The sequence below is a fragment of the Dermatophilaceae bacterium Sec6.4 genome (assembly GCA_039636865.1).
Classification (GTDB): Bacteria; Actinomycetota; Actinomycetes; order Actinomycetales; family Dermatophilaceae; genus Allobranchiibius.
Genome location: CP144172.1, coordinates 1,351,515 through 1,378,156, shown reverse-complemented (window position 1 = coordinate 1,378,156; position 26,642 = coordinate 1,351,515). Strand labels below are relative to the sequence as shown.

Genomic DNA, 26,642 nt, shown 5'->3' with positions numbered 1-26,642 from the left:
CTTCAGGTTAATGGGCGCGGGCGGGTTCGCCGTACGCGTGCCAGACCCCGTCATCCATCGCGGCCTCCAACACCGAACGGTGACCGGACGGATCGATGCCTGCAGCTGCCAACCAGTCGCGGTCGTAATAGGTGGCTGCGTAACGTTCCCCGCCGTCGCACAGCAGCGTCACGATGCTGCCGTCCACGCCGGCCGCTCGCATCCGACAGGCCAACTCAAGGACGCCGCTCAGGTTGGTGCCGCTCGAACCGCCCGCGAACAGGCCGGTGCGCTCGTGCAGCAGGTGCATGGCAGCGATAGAAGCAGCATCCGGGACCTGGATCATCGCATCGACGATCTCGGGTTGGAATGAGGGCTCGACCCGCGGTCGACCGATTCCCTCGATCCGCGAACCCCTACCGGTCGTATGGGTACGGTCGCCGCTGGCCCAACCGCCGTGGAAAGCCGACCCTTCGGGGTCGACCACGCACAATTTCGTCGAAAGACCCTGGTAGCGCAGGTATCGGCCGATCGTCGCGCTCGTACCACCGGTGCCTGCACCGACCACGATCCAGGAGGGCTCCGGGTGCCGCTCCAACCGCATCTGGGAGAAGATCGACTCGGCAATGTTGTTGTTGCCCCGCCAGTCCGTGGCCCGCTCGGCGTAGGTGAACTGGTCCAGGTAGTGCCCGCCGCTGTCGCGCGCGATCTGCTCGGCTGCGGCGTAGACAGCGCCCGCGTCGTCGACGAAGTGACAGCGACCGCCATAGCGCTGGATCAACGCGATCTTCTCCACGCTGGTGGTGCGGGGCATCACCGCGACGAACTCCAACCCGAGCAACTGCGCGAAGTACGCCTCGCTGACCGCCGTCGAACCGCTGGACGCCTCGACGACCGTGGTGGTCTCTGCGATCCAGCCGTTGCACAACGCGTAGAGGAACAGGCTGCGCGCGAGTCGGTGCTTCAGGCTCCCCGTCGGGTGGGTGGACTCGTCTTTGAGATAGATGTCGATGCCGTCGAAACCCGCCAGCCGCAACGGGATCAGATGCGTATCAGCAGATCGATTGGCATCAGCAGTGACCTTACGCACGGCATCCGCCACCCATGCGCGGTGTGACGGGCATCCGTGGTCGTGCTCACTGGTCGCCATGAGGGGTGATCCTAGTTATCGGCGGCAATCGCGGCGTCGGGCAACTGTTGCTCGGCGTCGTGCAGCGTGCCTACCCGGACGAAACCGAACTGCTCGTTCAGTCGTTGCATCGGCGCATTCTGCTGCGCCGTGTAGGTCTGCACGTACTCCATCCGGGACACCAGATCGTTCGGCAGCTCAGCGAGTCGGCGCAGGTTGGCCGATTTGAGTGCGTTGCCGATGCCACGGCCTCGTGCGGCGCGCTCGACCAGGGTGGATTCCTGCACCACCAGCGCCGGGTCGTGAATGTCGACCATCAGTTCGGTATAGCCACAGGGAGCACCGTGCAGCGACGCCATGGTGCGTACCAGGAGCCAGCCACGGGCAGCAGATCGTTGCTCACCCTCTCGCATCCGGGCGATATCGACCGTCGTATTGCTGCGAGTCAGGCCGCCGATGGGGACATCCTCCTCCATCTGCTGCTCCAGCGCAGACCAGGCGATCTCGTGCTCACCCGGGCACGCACCGACCCAGGACGACAGCACGAGTCCGGGGCAGGAAGCTGCGCGCTCACCACGGCCGTCCCACGGCAGCTCCAGCAGGAGCCGGTCTTCGACATTGCCCACCGTGAATCCTGCTCGGGCCAGGAACAGGCCCGACCTCGTTGATTCCAGCGCCTGTCCGACCGGCACGGACACCTCCGTCTGCAGCGTCGTATGCCCGTGACCCACCGCGAAACCCACTGCGTACGAAGCCAGCTCACGCCCCACGCCATTGCCCTGGTGGTCACGGGCCACACCGAGCTCGATCTGCACCGGTTCCGCCGGGTGGTCCACCTGCCCAGCGATTTCGAGAGCGCCAGCGCACCACCTGTCGCGCATTGCAGCGAACAGGTAACGACTGCGGCGCGAGTGCGGGATGGTCACAGAGTGCTGCAACTGGGGCAACGACTCCCACCACATCGCGTCGTGACCGTCGGTGTACGCCGTCCTCATGACCGAGTGCCATTGATGCAGCAGCGCCGAGGTCGGCGACACATGAACTATCTCTAGGGCGTTCACGCCCTCAGTGTGGGGACCGGCGAACGCAACGACAACCGAGTTGTCAGCAATTGAATTCATCGTCATGCCGCGTGGGATGGGCGACGTGCTCGATTGGGCATTCGGCCCGGTGTCGGGTCCCAGGTAACGCCGGTCGCGGCGACGTCAGCAAGGAGAAGGTCGCGGTGCACGATCGTGCGGTGGCGCGCACACAACAGCGCCGCGTTCGACATCGTGGTCACCCCACCGGCCCACCACGGAATGACGTGATGCACATCGCACCAGTCCGGCGGCCGACCACACCCGGGGAAGGTGCACCCCTGATCCCGGAGGATGACCGCCGTCCGTAATCCACCGGTAAACAAACGCCTGGTCCGACCTACGTCCAACGGTTCAGAATCTCCGCCCAGAACCACCGGGAGAATGTCCGCGTCGCAGGCCAGCCGTCGCGCCGTACCCGCATCGATCAGGTCCCCACTGATGCTCTGCCCCAGGCCGGGAAGCTGACCGGTCTCAGCGAGTTCCCCGATCAACGTTTGGTAATCCACCGTTACGACAACTTTCGCGGACCCGGCCATGCTCCCCGTGGTGTGGCTACGGTCTGCATCCACGACCCGCGCGGCAACACCCACCAGCTCAACCAGCGCATCCGCCCGACGCTTACCCGGCGTTCGCGGATCACGTTCCACCACAACCGGAGCGGTGGACGTCAGATCAGTACACGTCGCGGGCTTAGGGGCGGACAACGCGCCGATCGCGTGTTCCACCATGGCCGCGTGCCCCGCTGACAGATCCGCAGTCAACCGGGTCAACCCGTTCGGTAGACCGGCCCACGACAACGACTCACACCCCTGCGCCCGCCCCTCCTCCACCACGAGCACATCAGCAGCGAACCGGCCGATGACCCGCGCCGACAGATCCCGCAACGCCTGCGTGTCCGTACGCGAGGCCGCCAAGAACCAACCCAACACCTCATCGCGATCAGCACCAGGAACCACGCACAACACCCCCGGCGCCTCCCGCACCGCCACCCGCGCACAGGAAACCGTGACCACCCCCGCGCACAACGCGTCAGCAACCACCCGATTTTTTGTATCCGCGCACTCCCCGGCCGCAGCACCCACCCGCCGCACCACCACGGGATCCGACACCATCAGACCCGCCTGCTCACTGACCCGAGCAGCAACCCACCCCGCCGGGTCAGCCGCAGTCGACGACGCGACCACGCCCCTGGACACCGCCTCGACCGTGCCCACCAGCGCCAATGACTCAGCCCGCGCCGACAACCCCACCATCGCCGCCACGAAATCCCCCAGATCGGCCTCACCCAGCTGGAACAACGCCCCGGGCCAGCCCCGCAGATCAAGAATCAACTCCCCTAGTCGCTCCATCAACCCTGCCCCAACCCCCGGACCCGCCGGGACCACCAATGGCGAAGTGGGCAACGGTCCGACCGGCATCGCCGAGCCTCGCGGAACCCCCATCCCACTCACCTCCAACCCGTGCCCGTTGATCTACCCTTGCGTCCTTTCATCATACAAGCGTTCGACTCATTGAGCAAGGGCTACAACTGCTAATTTCGTTGTGCCACAGTCACATTCGGCCACCAGTTATCCACATCCCCCTTCCCGCAGCGCAGTTATCCACACAACCCAGAATTGCGTTGGGCGTGACCCGCCATGCAGACATTTCGTGCCTGATCTGAGCACGACGGGTCCGAGTCGAATTGCACCCATCAGGGCTCTTGAACTTTGTGCGTGAGGTGGTCGGCAAACCTGCTGTGGCACTCGCTGCCCGCAGCGGATGGCAGGCTGCCCTGGTGGAACTGACAGATCAGACTTTCGAGGGCGACACCCTACGAGCGATCCTCACCGCCGCAACCGACGACCTTCGGTTGCGGCGGTGCGATCTGCGGGGGGCACATCTACGCAGCGCGGACTTCACGGACGTCACGTTCGAGGAATGCGTGCTGGACAACGTGGACCTTCGCGGCGCGTCACTGGGCGGAGCATCATTCATCGGCTGCCGGCTGATGGGCGCCGACTTCGAGGACAGCCGCGGCTTCGGTTTCTCGATCACCCGTTGCAATGCCTTCGCCGCCAACCTCACCGGCGCCGTCCTGGCCCGCGCCGACCTTTCCGGCACTAGGTTCACCGAAGCCGTCCTACGGGGCGCCGACCTACGGTCTTGCCTTTTCGACGGGTGTGACCTGTCCGCTGCGGATCTCACGATGGCCCGCCTCGACGGCGCTGACCTACGAGGGGCCGGTCTGGGCGCATGCGATCTGGACCGGTTACGTGCGCTCAAAGGCGCGATCGTAACCACCGAGCAGGCCGCGGAGATAGTCCGCGACCTGACCGGTGCAACCGTTCTGTGAGGGCCGTTCGCTGATCAGCTCTTTTTGCGGAGCTTGCTGAGCCCCTTGCTCGGCAGTGCCATCGTCGTCGCACGACCGTGCAGGGCCAGGATCATCTGCGAAAAGGTCGCGTCCTGCTTGGCCGTCCGGTCGAACGTCGTCAGCAGCAGCACCGGCTTCATCCGCCGTGCCGCAATGGCATGGGCGTAGGTGAACTCTTTCAACCCGTCCGCGCCATGGATCCGGCCGAAGCCGGAGTCGCCCACGCCGCCGAACGGCAGGGCCGGGATCGCGGCAAAGGAGATGACGTCGTTGACGGCCGTCATGCCCGACCGCAGCCGGCGGGCGATGTCCTTTCCATGCTTCCTGGAGAACACCGTGGAACCCAGGCCGTAGCGCGTTGCATTGGCGAGGGTGATCGCCTCGTCCATCGATGCGACCTTCTTGACGGTCACGGTCGGACCAAAGGTCTCGTCGGTGTTCGCGGCGCTGTCCTCGGGCACGTCGACGAGCACCGTCGGCTGCACGAACCGTTCGCCGACCGCGCCTTTGCCCCCGACCAGCGCGCGGCCACCGGAGGCCAGCGCGTCGTCGATGTGGCCGCGGATGATGTCCAACTGCTTGGGTAGCGTCGCCGGACCGTAGTGGGCATCCGCGCCGGATCCGGGGCGAACCTGCCTGGCCTTGGCGACCAGCGCGTCGACGAACTTGTCATGCACCGCTGCGTGCACGTAGACACGTTCCACGCCGATACAGGTCTGACCGGCGTTGGAGAACGCGCCCCAGGCAGCAGCGGTGGCGGCAGCCTCGATGTCGGCGTCCGCGTCGACGATCAGGGCGTCCTTGCCGCCCGCCTCGATAATGACCGGTGTCAGCGTCTGCGCGCAGGCCGCCATCACCTTCTTGCCCGTGTCGGTGGACCCGGTAAAGGCCAGTTTGTCCACGCCCGCAGTACAGAGCGCCGCACCGGTCTCGCCGAGCCCGGTAACCACCTGCAGCAGCGCACGATCCGGCACCACCTCACGCAGGGCGGCGGCGAGCCACTCCCCCACCCCCGGCGTCAGCTCGCTGGGCTTGAAGACCACGGTGTTTCCGGCCGCGAGCGCGTAGCTGATCGAACCCATCGGGGTGAACACGGGGTAGTTCCACGGGCCGATGACACCGATGACGCCCAACGGGCGGTATTCGACTGTCGCCGACTGGTTGGCCATCAGCAGTCCCGCGAAGGATTTACTCGGCCCGAGCACCTTGCCCGCATGCCCGGCAGCCCACGCGAGGTGGTCGATGGCCAACCCGATCTCGAGCTGCGCGTCGGCGATCGGCTTACCGGTCTCGTCATGCACGACCTTTGCCAACCCTGCCAGCCTGCGAGCAAGTACGCCGCGCCATTTTCCGAGTACCTCTTTGCGGCCGTCGAAGCCCTGTTCGTCCCACCACTGCGCGTCAGCGTGCGCCCGTCGAACCGCTTCCCTGACGGTCCTCTCATCATCGATGGGGTGGATGCCGACGACGTCACCCGTTGCCGGGTTCAGCGATTCGAAGGTGCGTAGCTCCTGTGCGCCGCCGGGAACGGTGTCGATGTCGGGGGTGGCAGTGGTCATGAGGTTGCTCCTGCGTTGGCGAGTCGGGATGTGCGCTGAGGGGTGGCGCCGAGGATCAGGTCTGCGGCTCGTTCGGCGATCATGATGGTCGGTGCGTTGGTGTTACCGCGGACCACCTCCGGCATGACGGAGGCGTCGATGACACGCAACCCGCTGATGCCGTGCACGCGCAGCTCGGCGTCCACGACGCTGTCGGCGTGGTCGCCCATCGCGCAGGTGCCGACCGGGTGGTAGAGCGTCTGGGTCTCCTTGCGGATATGAGCTTCCAGCTGCTCTGTGGTGGGCGAGTCCGAACCCGGCATGAACGGCTTGTCCAGGAATTCCGCAAGGGGGCCGTGGGCCGCCACCTGTAGAAGTTGCTCGCAGCCGGACACCATCGCGTCCAGGTCGCGCTGGTCGTCGTAGTAGGCCGGGTCGATGCTGGGATGCCACGACGGGTCGGTCGAGCGCAGTCGGATGGCGCCGCGACTGGCGACGTTGACAAGGGTCGCACCGACCGTCACCTTGCGAGTGGCAGATTCATGAGCGGCGTTGTCGTAGAACCCGGTCGGCGTGAAGTGCACCTGCAGGTCGGGTGCGGGTAGACCGTCGCGACTGTGCAGGAAGGCACCGGCCTGCGCGACGTTCGATGTCAGTGCGCCACGACCGAATGTCTTGGCCTTGAGCATCCCGGCGAGGTTGTTGAACTCCATGATGTCGGTGGTGCCCTTGGTCTCCCAGATCAGCGGCACCACGGGATGGTCGTGCAGGTTGCCACCGACGCCGGACAGGTCGTGCAGCACCTGGACGCCGGTCTCGCGCAGGTGGGTGCCCGGCCCGATCCCGGAGAGCATCAGCAACTGGGGCGACCCGATGGCACCGGCGGACAACAGCACCTCGGCGTTCACGGTGACGGTGCGCTGCGCGCCCTGGTGCTCGAAGGTCACGCCGACGGCGCGGTCGCCTTCCAGATTGATCCGGTGCACCAGCGCACCGGTGATGACCGTGAGATTGGACCGGTCCCGGATCGGTGCGAGGTAGGCCCGCTCGGTCGACCAGCGACGCCCGTTGTGACAGGTGACCTGGAAGAAACCTGCGCCCTCCTGGGCTGCACCGTTGAAATCGTCGTTCGCGGGCATCCCGGACGCCACCGCAGACGCGATCCACGCGTGGTTCAGCTCGTGGTTCCAGCGGTGGTCCTCGACGTAGAGCGGGCCGTCCTGACCGTGGAACGGGTCACCCAGGCGCCCGTTGTGCTCGGCGCGCTTGAAGTAGGGCAGGACGTCGTCGTATCCCCACCCGGTTGCGCCGTACGCGTCGCGCCACCCGTCGTAATCGACGCGGTTGCCGCGGATGTAGATCATCGCGTTCATCGACGAACAGCCGCCGAGCGCCTTCATCCGCGGCCAGAAGGTCGGACGCGCATCCAGCTGCTTCTGCCCGGTGGTCTGGTAGTCCCAATCCCATTTGGTGTGGAAGAGCGTCGAGAACGCCGCCGGGATGCTGATCTCGTCGGCGTCCGGCTCGCCACCCGCCTCGATCAGCAGCACGGTCACCGCGTGGTCCTGGGTCAATCGGTTGGCGAGTACGCACCCGGCGCTCCCACCGCCGATGATGACGTAGTCGTAGCTTTCGGATGAGCTCACCAGTTGCCTCCCGGGCACGAGCAGAGTGTGATTGCCATCACTGTACTCGCCGGTAGGAGTCACCTCTGCTGATCCCGCTGGTCAGTGCTGCCCGCTCAGGGCTTCGACCGGCGACACAGCAATGGCTCGCCGGGCCGGCGGCCGGGACGCGAGGATGACCAGCGCGACGCCGCCTACCGCGATCGCTACGAGCACCGACCAGGGCAGCCCCCAGGCGAAGCCCGGCGTGAACGAACCGACCAGCGACTGCGCACCCACGGACCCGTAGACCACCCCCAGCGATACCCCGAACAACACGGCACTCGCAGACAACGCCACGGACTCCCTGGTGATCATCGAGCGCACCTGACCGGCAGTGAAACCCAACGCCCGGAGCAGGCCGATCTCGCGGCGCCGTTGAATCACCGTGAGCGACATGGTGCTGACGAAACCGATACAGGAGATGACGCAGGAGATGACGACGACGCAGATCATCACCGCAGACGCGATCGCGAGGAACTGGTCGGCCTGCGCCTGCTGGTCGCTATTCAGATTTGTTGTCCGGGCGACCGACGCACGTAGTGCCGAGGCGCCCGAGGAGAACGTGGTGACGAGGGTGACCCCCACGATCAGTCCGATCGTCGACCGTGTCGTACGCATCGGATCCGCCACCGCGTTACGGCGGGCGATCAGACTGGCGGGGTCCGATCCGAGGATCCGACCGAAGCCGTCGACGACGCTGGGCACGATGAAGCGGGCACCGATCAGGATGCCTGTGGCGGACCCGACCGATCCGCCGAATGCCATCAGAAAACCGGCTTGGCCGGCCTTCTCACCCAGCCGGAGCGCCAGCAGCAGGCCGGCGCCACCCGCAACAGTCAACGCAACCGATACAACGGCCCGGAGGTGGGAGACCCGTCCGGTGATCGGCTGCGCCATCTCCACCTCCGCGAGTGCCTGCGCCGGCGTGACGGCCAGAATCCGCCGCGATCCGACCCATCCGGCAACTGTCGCGCAGCAGGTGATCGCCAGAACCGCGAGGACCGACTGCCCGCTGAACCACGCGTAGTCGCCCTTCGGCATCGTGCCCCTGGCGACGAGGAGGACGCGGACACCATCGGCGAGTGCCGTGCCCACCGCTGCCCCCGCGAGAGCGCCGACGAAGCCGACCTTCGCAGTGGTGGAACCGATCGAACGTCGTAGATCGCGGCCATCCGCGCCGAGCAGCCGCAGGAGTGCGATCTGCTTCAACCGGCCTGCGATCACGGTGGCGACGCAACCGGTGATGACCACCGCTGCGACGTAGAGCGCTATGCCGATGAAGACGGTAGAGACCACCCCCAACAGGATCCCCGCCAGGATGCCGCCACTGCCGGTGGTCGTGCCCAGCATCGAGGACGCCATGATCAGCGCCGCGGCGTAACCGCCGCTCAAGGCGGCGACCGCCACGACGGTGCCGAGCTCGCGGGTGCTACCGAGCACTTCCGGCACCCGATTCATGCCGCACCTTCCTCGACGTCGATCAGCAGCTGGGAGATCTGCTGCGCGGGTAGCGGTCCGTGGTCGGTCACGAGGGCGCCGTCGGCGATCACCAGGATGCGGTCGGCGTAGGACGCGGCGACCGGGTCATGGGTGACGATGGCGATCGTCTGCCCGTACTCCTGTGCCGCGGTCCGCAGCAGGGTCAGCACCTCTCGCGAGGTGCGCGAGTCCAGGTTGCCGGTGGGCTCATCGGCGAACACGATCTGCGGACGCGAGGCGAGAGCCCGCACAATGGCCACCCGTTGCTGCTGACCGCCGGACAGTTGTGCCGGCCGGTGGGCGACCCGGTCGCTCAGTCCGAGGGTCTGCAGGAGCCGGTCGATCCATTCCCGCTCCGGCGCCCCGATGGGCCGCCCGGCCAACCGGAAGGGCAGCTCGACGTTCTCGCGCACATCCAACGTCGGTACCAGATTGAAGGACTGGAAGACAAAGCCGACGTGGTCCCGACGCAGCACCGTGCGTCCGTGATCGTCCAGCGAATGCAGCGGCGCGCCGGCGAGGTACACCTCCCCTGATGTGATGTCGTCCAAGCCGGCGGCCACGTTCATGAAGGTCGACTTCCCCGAGCCGGAGGGGCCCATGATTGCCGTGACGCCACCGCCGTGGATTTCGACGCTGACGTCTGCCAGCGCATGGATCGCCTGCGGGCCACTGCCGTACACCTTGCTGACGTGGCGCATCGCCAGGACGGCATTCGTGGTGCGCTGCGATGACACCGGCGCGTGGGGGGTTGTCTTCATACCTCCAGCGTCCTGCAACCGCACCCGCCTGCCATCGGCGCGAAGGATGATTCGCGTACATCCTGCGATGTACGACGACCCCTCGGCTTGCCCACCTGCCTGCTGTGCCAGCGAGACGACGCGTCAGATCAGACCGTGGTCATAGGAATAGACGACCAGCTGGACCCGATCACGCAACGACAGCTTGGCCAGAATCCGCGAGATATGGGTCTTGACGGTGGCCTCTGAGAGGAACTCCACGGCGGCGATCTCCGCGTTGGAAAGACCCCGCGCCGCCCGCAGCAGGATCTCCCGCTCGCGCGGGGTCAGCGAGTCGTACTCACGGCCGGGGGCCGTCGTCGCGCGGCCCTTGAACCGCTCGAACAACGTCCTGGTCGCACCGGCGGCGACCACCTGACTCCCATCGGCAACCGCGCGAATGGCTGCCAGCAGCAGCTCCGGCCTGGCGTCCTTCAGGACAAAACCGCTGGCGCCGGCCTCGATTGCATCAGCGACCGCGTTGTCGAGGTCGAAAGTCGTCAGCACGAGTACCCGCGGTGTCGAGGCGGTGGCGTTCGCGCGAATCTGACGGGTCGCTGCGACCCCGTCGAGCTGCGGCATCCGCACGTCCATGACGATCACATCAGGCGTTGTGCGCCGCGCGAGGTCCAGCGCATCGGCACCGTCCGCGGCCTCACCGACCAGCTCGATATCGGGTTGGGAGCGCAGCACCATGGCGATACCGGCGCGGAACAACTCCTGGTCGTCGACCAACGCCACCCGGATGGTCATACCTGCCTGCCGATCGGGATCGTCGCGACCAGTCGGTACTCGTCACCTTCGCGAAAGACATGCAGCTGCCCACCGGCGACAGTCACCCGCTCCTTCATCCCGATGATGCCGTGCCGGGTGCCTTCACCCGAGGCCGCACCCGGCACCACGGCGTTGACCACGGTCAGGAAGTAGGCATCTGAGCCCCACACCTGTTCCACCCGCACCGGCCGAGACACATCGCCGTGTTTGAGCGCGTTCGTCAGGGATTCACTCAACACGCGGTATGCGGTCAGGGAAAGGAGCGGGGAGGTGTAACGCCCGCCCGACTCGGTCAGCTGCAGCTGCAGCCCCGACGCCCGCATCCGGGCGATCAGTTCATCCTGATTCCGGTTGCTCGGCGCGTCGGCGGCCTTCGTGTTGTCGCGCAGCTCGGTCAGAATGGTGCGTACGTCGGCCATTGCCGAGCGGGCGGTCTCGCCGATGACCTCCAGAGCACGCTCGGCCTCCTGCGGACTGGTCTTCAACGCATAACGAGCGCCATCGGACTGCGCCGCCACGACCGCCCAGGAATGCGCGACGACGTCGTGCATGTCCGCCGCAATACGGGCGCGGTGCTGCTGCTGGTCCAGCTCCTGCGCCAGGCGCAGCCGCTCGGACGCCTCCAGCTGCGCGTCGACCCGGGACTGCACAGCCTGCTGATTCTGTCGGCGCAGGTAACCGGTAGTCCAACCGCCACCGCATACGACCCCGGCCGACATCGCGAGCGCCAGCACCGTGACGCCCTGGTAGCCGTAACGGCCGCTGCCCACACCGGTCACGTTGACCAGGCCGGACCCGGCGCCCGCAAGTACGACCGCCGTGGGGACGCCCGCGAGCCCGACAGTGCGGACCCATGCCCTGGGGTCAGCACCCAGCGTGAAGTAGAGCGGCGCGTAGGCGAGGTCGGCGACCGGCACCAACTGCCCGCTACCGAGTTGGAGCAACGCGCCGAGCACCGCCAGCCCGATGGCCACCGGCACGCTGAGACGCCGGGCGACGATCATCACTGCGAGGACGACGACCGCGGCGAAAGCCCATCTACCCTGACCGCTCTGCAGAATGACGGACAGCAGGATCAGCAGACCCGCGCCGAGCGCATCCACCAGAAGATGACGCGCCCGCACTCGGCGCGCGTCCTCCCATACGTCGTGCGTCATCACGTCGGGCACGTTCGTCATATCAGGCACGCCGCTGCGGATGCTTCAGCTGCTTTGTTGCCACCGTGACCCGCGCAGCGTCCGTCAGGTCGTGATGGTCCTCGACCTCGGACCAGTAGCCCTGGGCGAGGATGGCCTCCGGTAGCGATTTTCCCTGGGTCGCAGCGTGCTCCATCGCCAACCGGCCACCAGGGCGCAACAGCCGCGCGGCGCGCGCGGCGACCTGCACAGGGATGGCCAACCCGTCCGCGCTGCCGCCGAAGAGCGCGAGGTGCGGATCGTGATCGCGCACTTCGGGATCGATCGGGACCATGCCGTCGGGGATGTACGGCGGGTTGCTGAGGACCACGTCGACCTGACCCACCAGATCATCGAAGGCCGACGTCGCATCTCCCTGCCGAATGTCGACATCAAGACCGAGCAGCTGACGATTCAACTGCGCCCACGCCACGGCCTCCTTCGAAAGTTCCACGGCGTACACGAGCGTCTGCGGAAATTCCTGTTTGACCGCGAATGCCAGCGCGCCCGAGCCGGTGCAGAGGTCAACAACAGTGGGCGAGCCGTGCTGCAGGTGCGATGCCACGAGATCGACCAGCATCTCGGTCTCCGGCCGGGGCACAAAGACTCCTGGCCCGACAGCCAGCTCCAGATGACGGAACGGTGCCCGACCGGTCAGGTGCTGCAGCGGAATCCGCGACGCTCGCTCGCTGACCAGGTCGGCGAACCGGGTCAGCACTGCGACATCGGGCCGACGGTCCAGCACCTGTGCGCTGTGTACCTCAGCCAGCTCGACACCCCAGGCATGGGCGAGCAGGATCGCTGCGTCGGACGCAGCCGACACCACCCCGGCCTCCCCCAGGCGCGTCGCGGCGGCGCTCAGGATCTCGCGCACCGTCACAACAAAACCGTCACAACAAAACCGTCACAGCAGCACCGGGCACATCAGCTGCGGTCGGCTACGGCAGACATCCGCGCCGACTCGTCGGCTTCGATAGCCGAGGCCACGACCGGGCCGAGGTCACCGCCAAGTACGGCGTCCAGGTGGTAGGCCTTGTAACCGGTGCGGTGATCTGCGATCCGGTTCTCCGGGAAGTTGTACGTGCGGATCCGCTCGCTGCGGTCCACGGTGCGTACCTGACTCCTGCGTGCTGCGGAAGCTTCGGCATCGCGTTCGTCCTGGCGGATCTGCCGCAACCGGGCCTTGAGCACCCGCGTCGCTGATTCCTTGTTCTGCAGTTGACTCTTCTCGTTCTGACACGACACGACGACGCCAGTCGGAAGGTGGGTGATGCGCACCGCCGAGTCGGTGGTGTTGACGCTCTGGCCACCCGGTCCAGAGCTGCGGTAGACATCGATCTTCAGGTCGTTCGGGCCGAACTCGATCTCGGCGTCATCGTCCTCGTCCAGGTCGGGCATCACCAGAACACCTGCTGCGGACGTGTGGATCCGGCCCTGGCTCTCGGTCACGGGCACCCGCTGTACCCGGTGCACGCCACCCTCGTACTTCAGCAGCGCCCACGGGGCTGTGCCCGGCTCCATGGTGCCCTTGGCGCGGATCTGCAGGCGCGCGTCCTTGAACCCGCCCAGGTCGGAATCGGTCGAATCGACCAGCTCCGCACGCCACCCCGAGCGCTCGGCATACCGCAGGTACATCCGCACCAGGTCCCCGGCGAACAGTGCGGACTCCTCGCCGCCCTCGCCGGCCTTGACCTCCAGGATCACGTCGCGGTCGTCGTCCTCGTCACGCGGCAGCAGCAACTTGCGCAGCGCAGCCTGCGTGACGTCCAGACGTTCCTGCATCGCCGGAATTTCTTCGGCGAACGCCTCGTCCTCCTGCGCCAGCTCGCGGGCCGCGCCGAGGTCGTCACCCGCCGCAAGCCAGGCACGATAGGCAGCGACGGTGGGTGCCAGCGCTGCGTACCGCTTGTTGACCTTGCGCATGGCGACCGGGTCGGTGTGGATGGCCGGGTCGGCCAGCCGTGCCTCGAGTTCGGCATATTCCTGCGCTACTGCTTCAGCGGATTCCAGCACGGCGGCTCCTTTGGGCGGGTTACCAACCCGCGAAAAGATCTGCCCGCGGGTACAAACAACGCGCCGACCCTGCCCGCAAGGGGTAGGGCCGGCGCGTCATGGAAGCTACTTGGTCGCGGTTGCGTCTGCAGTTGCGTCTGCAGTTGCGTCTGCGGCGGCGGCCTTCTTGCCGTAACGCTGCTGGAAGCGGGCCACGCGGCCACCGGTGTCCATGATCCGCTGCTTACCCGTGTAGAACGGGTGGCACTGCGAGCAGGTCTCAGCCGAGATCTTGTCACTCTCGGAGGTGCTGCGCGTCTCGAACGTCGCGCCGCAGGTGCAGGTAACGGTGGTGGCGGTGTACGCGGGGTGAATGTTCTTCTTCACGGGGTTTCTCCTTGCGCTCGGATGCCTCCGGGTCGTCCACACAGGGGGCGGGGACGTGAACCGGTGGCCAGCGGATGATTCTGCCAGAAGTACTGACATAGGGCTAAACGAAGCGGGCCCGACCGGTATTCCTGCAGGTAACGATTGGCACATCGACTCGCTATGCAGTTGCAAACCACGTATGTGTAGTAGATGACGACTTCGACTGCACCGCCCGAAGGCGGGCTCCGCAAAGATCACGAAGCCCCCCTGACGCCACCCGTTCGGCACTTCCTACGCAAGCTGACCGTCGCCACTGGCGGCGGGATGTTCATCGACGGCTTCATCTTCGCAACCTTCGCTGCTGCGATGGCGGGCCGGGCCCACGAGGAACTTGGCGTGACCGGCATCTGGAACAACCTGATCTCGGCTTCGACGTTGATCGGGACGTTTTTCGGCGGGCTCATCATCGGGTACATCACCGACAAGATCGGCCGTAAGCCGATGTTCACGTTCGACCTGATCATGTTCAGTGTCGCGGCGTTCCTGCTGTTCTTCGTCCAGTCCTCCTGGCAACTCTTCGCTCTCGGGGCCGTGATGGGCTTGGCGGTCGGTGGGGACTATGCGATCGGGTCTCCCCTGCTGGGCGAGTTCTCACAGAAGAAAGACCGCGGCAACTACCTGGGCCTGCTCGAGATCAGCTGGAACGTCGGTTACGTGGTCGCCTACATCATCGGCTACGTCATCAACAGCTACTGGCCCGGTGGCTGGCGACTCATTCTGGGCGCAAGCATCGTGCCGGCCCTGATCTGCCTCGTCGTGCGGCACGGAATTCCCGAGTCGCCACGTTGGCTGATGAGCAAGGGCCGAAAGAAGGAGGCCGAGAAGATCTACCGCGAGGAGCTGCATGTCGCGAACCTCGGCGACCTGGAAGACGAGCTGGCCGAAGACACCGACTGGAAGCTGCTCTTCTCCAAGGAGTACATCCGGCGGACGCTCTTCGCGTCACTGTCCTGGAGCGCCATCGTGATGCCGTACTTCGGGCTGATCTTCTTCGCACCGGATATCTTGAAGTCGATCGGACTCAAAGATGCGCTCTTCGGGGCGTTGATGGGCACGGTGATCGCCCTGATCGGTGCCACGATCTCCTGGAAGTACATCGACAAGGTAGGCCGTCGGCCGATCACCATCATCCCGATGTTCGTCTGTGCAGCGTTCCTCTTCGTGGCATCGGCCTACACCGCGCTGCCGGCGGCCGTGGGCATCGTCGCCTACTTCGGTTACCTCTTCTCCTACGGAATCATGAGCATCACTACGGGTATCTACCCATCCGAGGTGTTCCCCAGCTCGGTCCGCGCGACCGGTCTCGGTATCGCCAGCTCGACCAGTCGGGTGGCAGCCGCTCTGGGCACGTTCATGCTGCCCACGGTCAAAGACGCGTGGGGCACCCCCGCCGTGCTGATCATCATGGGAGTCGTATCGCTCGGCGGCGGAGTCATCTCCTACATGTGGGCTCCGGAGACAAACGGTCAGTCGCTGACGGAGACGTCGCACCGCGACGCACCGGGCCGGCCGGTCTCCAGAAAGGAACCCGCTTTCAGCTGAGGCGCAAACACCGCCACCCAAAGCAAAGCGCCGCCCCACCGGATCTGGTGGGGCGGCGCTTTTGCGTGTCGGTGCTTCTGCTCAGTCCTCGTCGTCGAGCTTGATGGAGCTCGTCTGCTGCACCTGCATCAGGAACTCGGTGTTGCTCTTGGTCTTCTTCAACCGGTCCAGCAGCAACTCGATGCCCTGCTGCGGGTCGAGCGCCGCAAGCACGCGACGCAGCTTCCACATGATCTTCAGCTCGTCGTGCCCGAGCAGAATCTCCTCGCGGCGGGTACTGGACGCATTCAGGTCGACCGCCGGGAATATACGGCGCTCGGAGAGCATCCGCGACAGACGCAACTCCATGTTGCCGGTGCCCTTGAACTCCTCGAAGATGACCTCGTCCATCTTGGACCCGGTCTCGATCAGCGCCGTGGCGAGGATGGTGAGCGAGCCACCGTCTTCGATGTTGCGCGCCGCACCGAAGAACTTCTTCGGCGGGTAGAGCGCACCGCTGTCGATACCACCGGACAGAATGCGCCCGCTGGAGGGAGCCGCCGTGTTGTAGGCACGACCCAACTTGGTGATCGAGTCGAGCAGGACGACGACGTCCATACCCTGCTCGACCAGACGCTTGGCGCGCTCGATGGCCAGCTCGGCGACCTGCGTGTGATCCGTGGCAGGCCGGTCGAAGGTGGAGGCGATGACCTCACCCTTGACCGCGCGCTGCATGTCGGTGACCTCTTCGGGACGCTCATCGACCAGGACCACCATCAGGTGGACCTCAGGGTTGTTGATCGTGATCGCGTTGGCCACCGCCTGCATGATCATCGTCTTACCGGCCTTGGCCGGAGCGACGAACAAGCCGCGCTGACCCTTACCGATCGGGGAGACCAGGTCGATGAGGCGAGTGGACAGAATGTTGGGCTCGGTCTCCAGGCGCAGACGCTGCTGCGGGTAGAGCGGCGTCAACTTCCCGAACTCGACCCGCTCGCGGGCCACCTCCGGGGTCATGCCGTTCACGGTGTCCAGGCGCACCAACGCGTTGAACTTCTGCCGCGCCGGGAGCTGCTCGCCCTCACGCAATGCACGGACGGCGCCGGTGATGGCGTCTCCCTTGCGCATACCGCTCTTCTTGACCATGTTGATCGGCACGTACACATCGCTCGTACCGGGCAGGTAGCCGGTGGTGCGCACGAATGCGTAGTTGTCGAGCAGGTCCAGGATGCCGGCCACCGGCACCAGGACGTCGTCTTCGCGCACCTGGGTGTCGACATCGCCGAAGTCGTCGGCGCGGCCGCCACGACCGCTGGGGCCGTTGCTGCCAGGTCCTGTGTTTCCGCCCCGCTTACGGTCGCGGCCACGCTGACGGCGGCGGCCGCCCCGCTCGTCGCCCCAGTCCTCGTCGCGGCTCGGACCGTTGTTGCTGCGGTTGCTCTGGTTGCCCGAGGTGGCGGTGTTCTGGGCGCCACGGTTGTTCTGACCCTGGCGACCACCGCGGTTGTCGTTCCCACGGTTGTCGCTGCCACGGTTGTCGCTGCCACGGTTGTCGCTGCCACGGTTGTCGCTGCCACGGTTGTCGCTGCCACGGTTGTCGCTGCCACGGTTGTCGCTCCCGCGGTTGTCGCTCCCGCGGTTGTCGCTCCCGCGGTTGTCGCTCCCGCGGTTCTCATTTCCCCGGTTGTCAGCTGCAGACTCGCTCGCCGACTGACCCGAGCTCTGCGGGGCCTGTGCCTGCGCCACCTCAGTCTTGGGTGCTTCGGTCTTGGGTGCTTCGGTCTGAGGTGCTTCGGCCTTACGAGCCTCAGTCTGAGGTGCTTCAGCCTTACGTGCCTGTGTCTTACGTGCTTCAGCCTTGGGTGCTTCGGTCTTGGGTGCCTGCTCGGTGGCCCGCGTGGATGCGGCGACCGTGGTCACTTCGGTGGGCGGCACCTGGGTCGCCTGTGGCGTGGTGGGTGGCGCGGTTACCCGACTGCGGGCGCGGCGTGGAGCCGCGCTCCTGGTGCCGGTTGTGCTTGAAGCGCTGGAGGTGGTGCCGCTCGGGCTGTTGCTCCCCCGCTCGCGGATCGCCGTCAGCAAGTCGCTCTTGCGCATCTTCGACGTGCCGCCAATGCCCATGGTGGATGCCAGCTGCTTGAGCTCATCGAGCTTCAAGGTGCTGAGCGAACCAGTGGAACGAGTTGCTCCTTGTTCGGATGCGACGCGTTCGGTGGTGTCTGTCACGAAGGTTCCTTCCCCTCGTCAGCAACCGGTGATACCGGTTATCAGATTGCGCAGCACACACTTTCGGCAGCTGCGATGTGCTTGCAGAGCACTTCCCGGTGACCCGAGGGATATTACGGAAAGAGCTTGAATCTGCGAGTGTTGTGTACCCACGGGCCCGGACTTCGTCACGCGGCCATACCTGTGGAGTACTTCTCCAACGTACACCCGCCCGCGCCCGGTGGCGAAACCAGCCGGTAGGCCGCCGCCCGGCCGACAGCACGTTGTCGAGCCTCACAGCACCCGCAGCAGTACCCCGTCCGTGGCAATTCCCGGCGTGAGCCGGCGCCATTGTCTGCCTGCCACGACCTCTGCTGCCCGCTCGGCGATGGCCAGCACCATCACCGATGGGCCCGCGCCTGAGACTGCCGCCGCGTGGCCTTCGGCGCGTAATCGGTCGACCAACGCCATCGATGCCGGGTAGGAACTGCGGCGAGCTTCCTGGTGCAGCCAGTCGGCCGTGCCGTCCAGCAGCAGTTCCGGGCGCCGACAGAGTGCCTCGATGAGCAGCGCGGCGCGGCCCGCAGTCCTGGCCGCGTCGCGCAGCGGCACGACCTGCGGGAGCGCTGCGCGGGCCGCCTCGGTAGCCAATGTGCCGTCAGGGACGAACACCACGGGATGCACATCAGCGTGCACCGGAGGGCAGGTCGTCGACCACCGGTCGACCGACCGCCAGGAGATCGTCAGACCGCCGTAGACACTCGCCGATGCGTTGTCCGGATGACCTTCGAGATCACTGGAGATGTCGTTGATCATCCCCAGAGCATCGTCGTCCAACCGGTCACATCCGCCTGCCAACCCGACTGCCAGCGCCACCCCGGCAACGATGGCCGAGGCTGAGGATCCAAGTCCGCGCGAGTGTGGAATGGCGTTGTGACAGTGCAGCTTCAGACCTGACGGCGGCTCGACGTCCATCCGGTCCCACGCGGTCTGCATCGACCGCCACACGAGGTGCTGCTCGTCGAGCGGCACCATTCCCGTCCCTTCCCCCTCGACCGTGATGTGCAGGCCTTGTGGAACAACTTCGGCGGTGACGTCGTCGCGCAACTCCAGCGCCAACCCGATCGAGTCGAACCCAGGCCCCAGGTTGGCCGAGCTGGCCGGCACCCGCACCTGGACACGACGATTCAGCGCGTACCGCACGTGTGACATCCGATTCAGCCCTCGAGCAGCAGAGCTGCAGCGGCGGACATGACGTCCACCGGGATCTTCGTGGGCGTCACGTCCGATCCGTCAGCAGCCTTCAGTGCCCAGCTCGGATCCTTCAACCCGTGCCCGGTCACTGTGCAGACCACCGTTGAGCCGGCCGGGACAGCGCCCCGCTCGTGCATCATCAGCAGACCCGCGATGCTGGCAGCAGATCCGGGCTCGACGAAGATGCCCTCGCGGCTGGACAACAGCCGGTGCGCGGCCAGGATCTGAGCGTCGGTCACCATGTCGATGACACCGCCGGAGTCATCGCGCGCCTGCTCCGCCTGTTTCCACGACGCCGGGTTGCCGATCCGGATCGCGGTAGCAATCGTGTCAGGCTCATCGACGGGGTGGCCCAGGACGATGGGGGCAGCGCCCGCAGCCTGGAAGCCCCACATCTTCGGGGTGTGCGTGGCAACAACGGGCCGGTCACCCTCACCCGCGTACTCGCGGTAACCGCGCCAGTACGCGGTGATGTTGCCCGCGTTTCCGACCGGTAGGCAGTGGATGTCGGGGGCGTCACCCAGGACATCCACGATCTCGAAAGCTGCAGTCTTCTGACCCTCGATCCGGGCCGGATTGACGGAGTTGACCAGCTCGACAGGGTAGGACTCGGCCAGTTTGCGGGCGAGGGTCAGACAGTCGTCGAAGTTGCCCGCGACCTGCAGCAACTGCGCCCCGTGGGCGATCGCCTGGCTGAGCTTGCCCATCGAGATCTTGCCGTCGGGCACGAGTACCCCGCACGTCATACCGGCCTTGGTGGCGTAAGCCGCAGCCGATGCGCTGGTATTACCGGTCGACGCGCAGATGACGGCTTTCGCACCGACCTTCGCGGCCATCGAGATCGCCGTGGTCATCCCCCGGTCCTTGAAGGATCCAGTGGGATTGAGGCCCTCGAATTTCACGTGGACGCTCGCACCGACGAGCTCACTCAGGTACTCCGCAGGGATGAGCGGGGTACCACCCTCACCGAGGGTGATGACCGGTGCGCCCGCCAACATCGGCAACCGGTCGGCGTACTCCTGGATGACGCCGCTCCACTGATGTGCCATCTGCTCAGACTCCTTCGACTCGCAACACGGAGGTCACCTCGGTGACATCGTCGTGCCCGCGCAACAGGTCCACGGTCCGCGACAGGGCAGCATCCGTGGCTTGGTGGGTGACTAGGTGCAGGGTCGCTCGGCCGGAGTCCGACCGGGACACTCCCTGTCGCATGCTCTCGATCGAGACGCCCTGCCCGCCGAAGACACTGGCCACCTGGGCCAGGACTCCCGGCCGGTCCAGGACTTCCAACCGAATCGAGTAGCTCGTCAGAGCTCGCCCGATCTTCTGCAATGTCATTGCCGCATAGGATGATTCGCCGGGTCCACGGCCACCGTGCACCCGGTGGCGGGCGGCCTGCACCACGTCGCCCAGAACGGACGACGCGGTGGCGTCGCCACCCGCGCCGCGCCCGTAGAACATCAATTCACCGGCCAGTTCGGCCTGCACGAAGACCGCGTTGAACGCGTCGCGCACCGATGCGAGGGGATGCGAGCGGGGCACCAGGGCGGGGTGGACGCGCGCGTTGATCGCCGGGCCCTGGGGCGTCTCCACGCGCTCGCAGATGGCGAGCAGTTTGATGACGCACCCCATTTTGCGGGCCGCCGCGATGTCCTGGGCGGTGAGCGCCATGATGCCTTCGCAATACACATCTCGCGTGGACACCCGGGTGTGGAAAGCGAGCGAGGCCAGGATCGCGGCCTTGGCGCGCGCGTCGTAACCCTCGACGTCGGCCGTGGGGTCCGCCTCGGCGTACCCCAGCTCCTGGGCCTCACGTAGCACGTCAGCCAGGTCAGCGCCGGTGCGGTCCATCTTGTCCAGGATGAAGTTGGTGGTGCCGTTGACGATGCCTACCACCCGACGTACGTCGTCGCCTGCGAGGTTGATCTGCAGGGGGCGAAGCAGCGGGAAACCGGCACCGGCCGATGCTTCGTAGAAACAGTCGACGCCGGCGCGCGCGGCTGCCTCGTAGAGGGTCGGGCCGTCCTCACCGAGCAGCACCTTGTTGGCGGTCACAACGCTGGCGCCGTGCTCGATCGCGTGCAGCAGCAACTTCCGCGCGGGCTCCAGTCCGCCCATCAGCTCGATCACCACGTCGGCGCGCTCGACCAACTCGCGGGCGTCGGTCGTGAAGATGTCCTTCGACAGCCCGGAGTCGGGCCGCTCGCGGTCGGCGTCACGCACGGCGACGCCGACAATCTCCAGGGGCGCACCGACGCGCGCAGCCAACTCATCCGCATGCTGCACGAGCCGACGCGCGACCGCCGAGCCCACGACTCCACAGCCCAGCAGGGCAACCCGCACGGGTGTACTCACGTCATTCACCTTCCAGAGCGAACAGATCGTCCATGGTCTCGCGTCGCAACCACACACTGACCATTCCCTCACGCATGGCGAGCACCGGAGGGCGCGGGATGTGGTTGTACTGGCTGGCCAGCGAACGGCAGTAGGCCCCGGTCGCCGGCACGACGAGCAGGTCGCCGGCGCGCACGTCGTCGGACAGCTGCATGTCCCGGACGACGATGTCACCGCTCTCGCAGTGCTTTCCCACCACGCGGGTCTGTTGCGCGGTCTCGCTGCTGGCGCGGTTGGCCAGAACGCACGTGTAGTCGGCGTCGTACAACACAGGACGCGGGTTGTCGCTCATCCCGCCGTCGACGGCGACGTAGCTGCGGACCAGATCGTCGTTGACCCGCACAGGTTTGACCGTGCCGACCTCGTAGAGCGTCACACCCGCCGGACCGATGATCGCGCGACCTGGCTCGAAGGAGATCCTCGGCACCGGTGTGTCTGCTGCAGCGCACGCGCGTGCCACGATTTCCGCCAGCTGCCGCGCCATCGCCTCCGGGCGTAGCGGACTGTCGGTGGGCAGGTAGGCAATGCCGAAACCTCCACCGAGGTCGAGCTCCGGCAGCTGCACCCCGTGCTCGGCGGCAACGGCCAACTGCAGGGCGATCAACCGCTCGGCGGCTTCGGCAAAACCGTCGGACTCGAAGATCTGACTTCCGATGTGGGAGTGGAAACCGAGCAGCCGCAACGCATCCGGGGCGGCAAGCACGCGTCGTACGGCCTCACTGACCTGGCTCACCTCCCTGTCCCCGCCGTCGTTCCCACTGCCTTGCTCCTCGGTAAGGCTGAAGCCGAACTTCTGGTCCTCGTGTGCCGTGGCGATGAACTCGTGGGTGTGGGCTTCGACGCCTGTCTTGACCCGGAGCATGACCTGAGTGACGACGCGGCGCTCACGGGCGGCCGCGGCGACCCGCTCGATCTCCTCGAACGAGTCCACAATGATCCGGCCGATGCCTGCGTCCAGCGCCTGGCCGATCTCCACAGCCGATTTGTTGTTGCCGTGCATCGCCATCCGGTCACCGGGAACCTCGGCTCGCAGCGCGACCGCCAACTCGCCACCCGAGCACACGTCCAGGAGCAGGCCCTCCTCGTGGACCAGTCTCGCCATCGCCGTGCAGAGGAAAGCCTTGCCGGCGTAGTAGACGTCGACACCGGTGCCGATGGCTTCGAATGCCAGCGTGAACGCGGAGCGGAACTCCCGCGCCCGACTGCGAATATCAGCTTCGTCCAGCAGGTATGCAGGGGTGCCCCACTTGCGGGCGATATCGCGTAGGTCGTGCCCCGCGATCGCGATGGCACCATCGTTCAGCGTGCACGTGTTGGCGGGGAAAACGCGGTCCAGGATGCGCCCGCGCGCGGCGGACGCGGGGCCGCTGGACTCGGCGGGCTGCGGCGCGCGGTCTGTCTGCCCAGTCGTATGTGTCTGCTCAGTCATGGCGGCCTAAAGGTACCCACCATCAGCACAAGGAGCGGGATCTGCCCGGAGGGAGAGACGCGCGCGTCCTCATCGCCCGGCTACGACTGATACGGTTGCTCCGCGCTGAACAAGCGCTGCCCGCCCCCGTAGCTCAGGGGATAGAGCGTCGCCCTCCGGAGGCGAAAGCGCAGGTTCGAATCCTGCCGGGGGCACCGAGGACAAAGCCGCAGGGAAACCTGCGGCTTTGTCTATTTTTAGCGGTCAGGGCCCCACCCAGGTGGTCGGTTTACGTCCGTGCCCCTCGCTGTAGCGAGGGACACGGACGTAAACCGACCACCTCAAGGGTGACGTGAAAAGATTCGCAGCCATTCCTTACTGATAGCGCGTGAGGCTCACCGGTTAAACGGCACGAAGCCCCTGGAAAACGAGCGCACTGATGGCATCCGGTAGCGCTGCGGTGTGGGTCCTGCTGGCAGGTCTGGTCCACTCAACAAGCGAGTTCACCATGCCGAATATCAACCGGGCGGTCAGGGTGGGATCCAGATCATCGCGCAGTTCACCGTCTCGAACAGCCTCCCGGACGAGTGAGGCTGCATATCTGTCCAGTGCCCGTCGCCGATCCAACGCGGCGCGCTCGACGGCGCTGTTGCCGCGGACCCGCAACAGCAGCGTCACGTACGGCTGCCGCTGTTGTAGCAGCATGACGCTCTCGCGGACCAGGAACTCCAACCGCACCACCGGGGGCCCATTGAGGTCGCGGCTTTCACGCGCCACAGCTTCCAGACCGTCCAACGCCACGTCCAGCGCCAACCGCAGTAGCACTTCCTTGCTTGCAACATGGTGATAGATCGCAGATTTCGCAATGCCGAGCCGTTGCGACAGGTCACCCATGCTCGTCGCGTCGAACCCGCGCTCGTTGAACACTTCGACGGTCACCGAGAGGAGCGAGTCGAGGTCGTAGCCCGGGCGACCACGACGGGTAACAGCATCGAGCGCTCCGCCAGCTACATCATTCATCGAAGCTCCTGACAATTACTGACCGAACGGTCGGTCACTCTCAGCGAAATCTAGTGGCTACCTCGCGGGATACCGTCGGGTCGTGCCCGCACCACGATTCTCCGCGCTTCGACTTCCCACACTCGAGCGCACCACGTCGCTCTACCAGTGGGCGCCGGCACTGGTTGCTCTCCTCACAACGATCGTGATCGTCCTGCCGCATGGAATCAACCTCGGTGTGATTCTGATCTACGCGCTCGCGACGATCTGGGGCGTACTGATTCCGGGGACGATCCTGACCCGCCTCTGCCGGGGCCAGGCGCGTTCGATCCTGGAGGAAATTTCCGTCGGCTTCGTCGTGGGCATGATGACCCAACTGATCGCCTGGGGCGCCTTCGTCGCACTGGGGATCGGCGCCTTCCTCGTGGTGTATCCGCTACCCCTGATCGCGGTCGCCGTCGCCGTACCCCGCTGGCGGGCGCAACTGCGCAGCACGGTGTACGAGGAACGTCAGCCATGGTGGGCGTCGTGGTCAGTTGCCGCAGCGTATGTGGTGGCGATCTGGCTACTCGCGAGCCGCATGTTCGCGAGCTACCCCCTACCCCCTGCGACCGCGCGCTGGTATCCCGACCTGTACTGGCACGTCGCGGTCGCAGCCTCCGCGCGCACGTCAGTGCCGCCCCTGGTGCCGCAGGTGTCCGGTCAGGAGTTGAAGTACCACTGGTTCTCCAACGCTCACATGGCTGCGGACTCCCTCATCTCCGGTGTCGACATCCTGCATGTCGCGAGTCGACTCTGGTATCTGCCGGTGTATGCCGCCATCATCGCGCTGACCTATCTGCTCGCCACCCGGCTGGCCGGCTCCCCCAAGGCCGGGCTGACCGCGCTGGTCCTGCTCCTCACCAACGCCGCCATCAATCCGGTGCGATGGATCGCACCGCTGGGAACGGACCCGATCGTCCCGCTGTCACCGTCAGAGGTGATGGGTGTCCCCGTGTTGATCGTGGCCACCTGGTGGGTCATCGACATCGTCCGCGGCCGTCGGTTGGGCCGCGCCGGTTGGGTACTGCTGGGGTTGATCATGCTCACCTGCGCGGGGTCGAAATCATCGAACCTGCCCGTGCTGCTGTGCGGATTGCTGCTCGTGGGCGTCCTCCAACTGGTGATCCGTGCACGACTGCGTCAGACCTGGATCAGCACGGGGCTGTGCCTGGCGGCCATCGCTGTCACCGCGCCGTTTCTGCTCGGCGGTGGCAACGTCTCCAAACTCGCCGCATTTGCAGCCCCCGGAGGTCGGCTGAATTCGTGGGTACCCGCGGCCGCGATCCCGAACGATGTCTGGAAATACACCTTCCTGGTGGTGCTCAGCATGCTCGTTCTGCTGCAGCTGGCGAGCCTCCTGCTGGCCGTGCCGCTGCTGAAGGATCCCGCAGTCGTCCTGCTCTTCGGCATGATCCTGGCCGGATTCAGCGCAACCCTGATCGTGTTGCACCCGAGCGGATCCGAACTGTATTTCCTGCGCGGTGTGATGCCGTTGTCGGACATCCTGATTGCCTGGGGCGTCGTGTACGCGATGCGCTGCCACGACGCTCGCTGGTGGCGGGCCGGCGTCGCCGCGGTGGTCGGTGGCGGCATTGGGTACGCCGCCGCGTCGTTCACCAGGAAGACCCACCCGTCGGCGAATGCGGCCTTCGTCGTGACATGTACGGCCACCGGCGTCCTGCTGGCGCTGCTGGCAGTCGGCATTGTGCTCTGGCGCCGCTCCCGTGCTACTCCCCGGGCGGGCTCGGTCCGGGCGGTTCTGGCCGGCCTTCTGGTGGGCGCTGCCGTGATCCCCAGCGGGATAACCATCGCCCGGTCCGGGCCCAGTCACGCCTACATCGCCAGTCCCGCCAACCAACTGTCGCCGGGCGCCGTCCCCGCAACCACCTGGCTGCGCACCCACACACCCGAGCAGGCGCTGCTCGCAACCAACGTGCACTGCCGCAAGGCCAGGACCACCCGGATCTGCGACTCGCGCGCGCTATGGGTGACCGCCCTCAGCGAGCGCCGGGCCTACGTCAGCTCCTGGGGATACACCGATCAGGCCTACGCGACGGCCAACCACCCACGGCCCGGGGAGAAGGGCGTCTTCTACTGGAGCGCCTCCTTCTACGACCAGCCACGGCTGCGCCTCAACGACTCGGCGTTCAACGCACCCACCCCGAAGATCCTGGCCACCTTGTACAACCGGGGAGTGCGCTACCTGATCGGTGACACATCGGCAAGCCCGGTGTCCCCGCTGCTCGCGACCATGGCGCAGCAGACCTTCCACTCCGGAAATGTCACGGTCTATCGCCTGCGTAAGCCGTGACGGCGGGCGCTCAGGATGAGGTAACCGCCCGGGGTGGCGTAGGTCACGCTCCAGGAGTAAATTACTGAACGAACGGTCGGTAATTGACAGTGCCAGTTCCGGCAGTGCCGACCGACGTCTATCCAGGAG

At 66.1% G+C, this 26,642-nt stretch carries 21 protein-coding genes and 1 tRNA gene; 4 read left to right on the top strand and 18 right to left on the bottom strand.

Features of this window, described 5'->3' with window-relative positions; translation table 11 throughout:
* Window positions 1-7: 7 nt before the first annotated feature.
* The 3 genes from V3G39_06795 to V3G39_06785 form a co-directional block, all read right to left on the bottom strand.
* Window positions 8-1,129, bottom strand: coding sequence for a PLP-dependent cysteine synthase family protein (locus V3G39_06795; GenBank protein XAS77741.1), 1,122 nt, complete (start codon window positions 1,127-1,129; stop codon window positions 8-10).
* An 11-nt stretch (window positions 1,130-1,140) separates the two neighbouring features.
* Window positions 1,141-2,169, bottom strand: a complete 1,029-nt coding sequence (locus V3G39_06790; protein XAS77740.1) for a GNAT family N-acetyltransferase — start codon at window positions 2,167-2,169, stop codon at window positions 1,141-1,143.
* Between the two features lie 62 nt (window positions 2,170-2,231).
* On the bottom strand, window positions 2,232-3,632 hold the full coding sequence (locus V3G39_06785) for a DUF222 domain-containing protein (GenBank protein XAS77739.1): 1,401 nt from the start codon (window positions 3,630-3,632) through the stop codon (window positions 2,232-2,234).
* A 269-nt stretch (window positions 3,633-3,901) separates the two neighbouring features.
* Between V3G39_06785 and V3G39_06780 the strand changes: the two genes are divergently transcribed.
* On the top strand, window positions 3,902-4,525 hold the full coding sequence (locus V3G39_06780; GenBank protein ID XAS78192.1) for a pentapeptide repeat-containing protein: 624 nt from the start codon (window positions 3,902-3,904) through the stop codon (window positions 4,523-4,525).
* Between the two features lie 14 nt (window positions 4,526-4,539).
* Here the strand turns inward: V3G39_06780 and V3G39_06775 are convergent, their stop codons facing one another.
* The 9 genes from V3G39_06775 to rpmE all read right to left on the bottom strand — a co-directional run bounded on the left by V3G39_06775 (window position 4,540) and on the right by rpmE (window position 14,337).
* Entirely contained in the window at window positions 4,540-6,105 is a 1,566-nt protein-coding gene (locus tag V3G39_06775; GenBank protein XAS77738.1) for an aldehyde dehydrogenase family protein, read from the bottom strand.
* On the bottom strand, window positions 6,102-7,730 hold the full coding sequence (locus V3G39_06770) for a GMC family oxidoreductase N-terminal domain-containing protein (GenBank protein ID XAS77737.1): 1,629 nt from the start codon (window positions 7,728-7,730) through the stop codon (window positions 6,102-6,104). The genes V3G39_06775 and V3G39_06770 overlap by 4 nt, the downstream gene beginning before the upstream one ends.
* A gap of 81 nt (window positions 7,731-7,811) precedes the next feature.
* Window positions 7,812-9,209: an FtsX-like permease family protein gene (locus tag V3G39_06765; GenBank protein ID XAS77736.1), complete on the bottom strand. Its 1,398-nt coding sequence runs from the start codon at window positions 9,207-9,209 to the stop codon at window positions 7,812-7,814.
* Window positions 9,206-9,991, bottom strand: a complete 786-nt coding sequence (locus V3G39_06760) for an ABC transporter ATP-binding protein (protein XAS77735.1) — start codon at window positions 9,989-9,991, stop codon at window positions 9,206-9,208. The genes V3G39_06765 and V3G39_06760 overlap by 4 nt, the downstream gene beginning before the upstream one ends.
* Before the next feature lie 123 nt (window positions 9,992-10,114).
* Complete coding sequence (locus V3G39_06755; GenBank protein ID XAS77734.1) at window positions 10,115-10,762, bottom strand: response regulator transcription factor; 648 nt, start codon at window positions 10,760-10,762, stop codon at window positions 10,115-10,117.
* On the bottom strand, window positions 10,759-11,961 hold the full coding sequence (locus tag V3G39_06750; protein XAS78191.1) for a histidine kinase: 1,203 nt from the start codon (window positions 11,959-11,961) through the stop codon (window positions 10,759-10,761). Before V3G39_06750 ends, V3G39_06755 begins: the two co-directional genes overlap by 4 nt.
* Window position 11,962: 1 nt before the next feature.
* On the bottom strand, window positions 11,963-12,838 hold the full coding sequence (prmC, locus tag V3G39_06745) for a peptide chain release factor N(5)-glutamine methyltransferase (protein XAS77733.1): 876 nt from the start codon (window positions 12,836-12,838) through the stop codon (window positions 11,963-11,965).
* 44 nt (window positions 12,839-12,882) lie between these two features.
* A complete protein-coding gene (gene prfA / locus V3G39_06740) occupies window positions 12,883-13,971 on the bottom strand; it encodes a peptide chain release factor 1 (GenBank protein XAS77732.1) in 1,089 nt (362 codons plus the stop codon).
* 105 nt (window positions 13,972-14,076) lie between these two features.
* Window positions 14,077-14,337: a 50S ribosomal protein L31 gene (gene rpmE, locus V3G39_06735; protein ID XAS77731.1), complete on the bottom strand. Its 261-nt coding sequence runs from the start codon at window positions 14,335-14,337 to the stop codon at window positions 14,077-14,079.
* Window positions 14,338-14,529: 192 nt separating this feature from the next.
* Here rpmE and V3G39_06730 point away from each other — a divergent pair, with 192 nt between their 5' ends.
* Entirely contained in the window at window positions 14,530-15,921 is a 1,392-nt protein-coding gene (locus tag V3G39_06730; protein XAS77730.1) for an MFS transporter, read from the top strand.
* An 81-nt stretch (window positions 15,922-16,002) separates the two neighbouring features.
* Here V3G39_06730 and rho read toward each other — a convergent pair whose 3' ends face one another.
* The 5 genes from rho to lysA form a co-directional block, all read right to left on the bottom strand.
* On the bottom strand, window positions 16,003-18,126 hold the full coding sequence (rho, locus tag V3G39_06725; GenBank protein XAS77729.1) for a transcription termination factor Rho: 2,124 nt from the start codon (window positions 18,124-18,126) through the stop codon (window positions 16,003-16,005).
* Window positions 18,127-18,399: 273 nt separating this feature from the next.
* Window positions 18,400-19,317, bottom strand: coding sequence for a homoserine kinase (gene thrB / locus V3G39_06720; GenBank protein XAS77728.1), 918 nt, complete (start codon window positions 19,315-19,317; stop codon window positions 18,400-18,402).
* A gap of 5 nt (window positions 19,318-19,322) precedes the next feature.
* A complete protein-coding gene (gene thrC, locus V3G39_06715; GenBank protein ID XAS77727.1) occupies window positions 19,323-20,408 on the bottom strand; it encodes a threonine synthase in 1,086 nt (361 codons plus the stop codon).
* Window positions 20,409-20,412: 4 nt separating this feature from the next.
* Window positions 20,413-21,714 carry a homoserine dehydrogenase gene (locus V3G39_06710; GenBank protein ID XAS77726.1) on the bottom strand — a complete coding sequence of 434 codons (1,302 nt, stop codon included), beginning with the start codon at window positions 21,712-21,714 and terminating at the stop codon, window positions 20,413-20,415.
* Window position 21,715: 1 nt separating this feature from the next.
* Entirely contained in the window at window positions 21,716-23,182 is a 1,467-nt protein-coding gene (gene lysA / locus V3G39_06705; protein XAS77725.1) for a diaminopimelate decarboxylase, read from the bottom strand.
* Between the two features lie 122 nt (window positions 23,183-23,304).
* Between lysA and V3G39_06700 the strand changes: the two genes are divergently transcribed.
* Window positions 23,305-23,376, top strand: a tRNA-Arg gene (locus V3G39_06700).
* A 187-nt stretch (window positions 23,377-23,563) separates the two neighbouring features.
* Here the strand turns inward: V3G39_06700 and V3G39_06695 are convergent.
* Window positions 23,564-24,181 (bottom strand): TetR/AcrR family transcriptional regulator, encoded by a 618-nt coding sequence (locus V3G39_06695; GenBank protein XAS77724.1) that lies wholly within the window; start codon window positions 24,179-24,181, stop codon window positions 23,564-23,566.
* Window positions 24,182-24,263: 82 nt separating this feature from the next.
* On the opposite strand from V3G39_06695, the gene V3G39_06690 reads away from it, so the two are divergent.
* Window positions 24,264-26,513, top strand: coding sequence for a hypothetical protein (locus V3G39_06690; protein ID XAS77723.1), 2,250 nt, complete (start codon window positions 24,264-24,266; stop codon window positions 26,511-26,513).
* Window positions 26,514-26,642 lie beyond the last annotated feature (129 nt).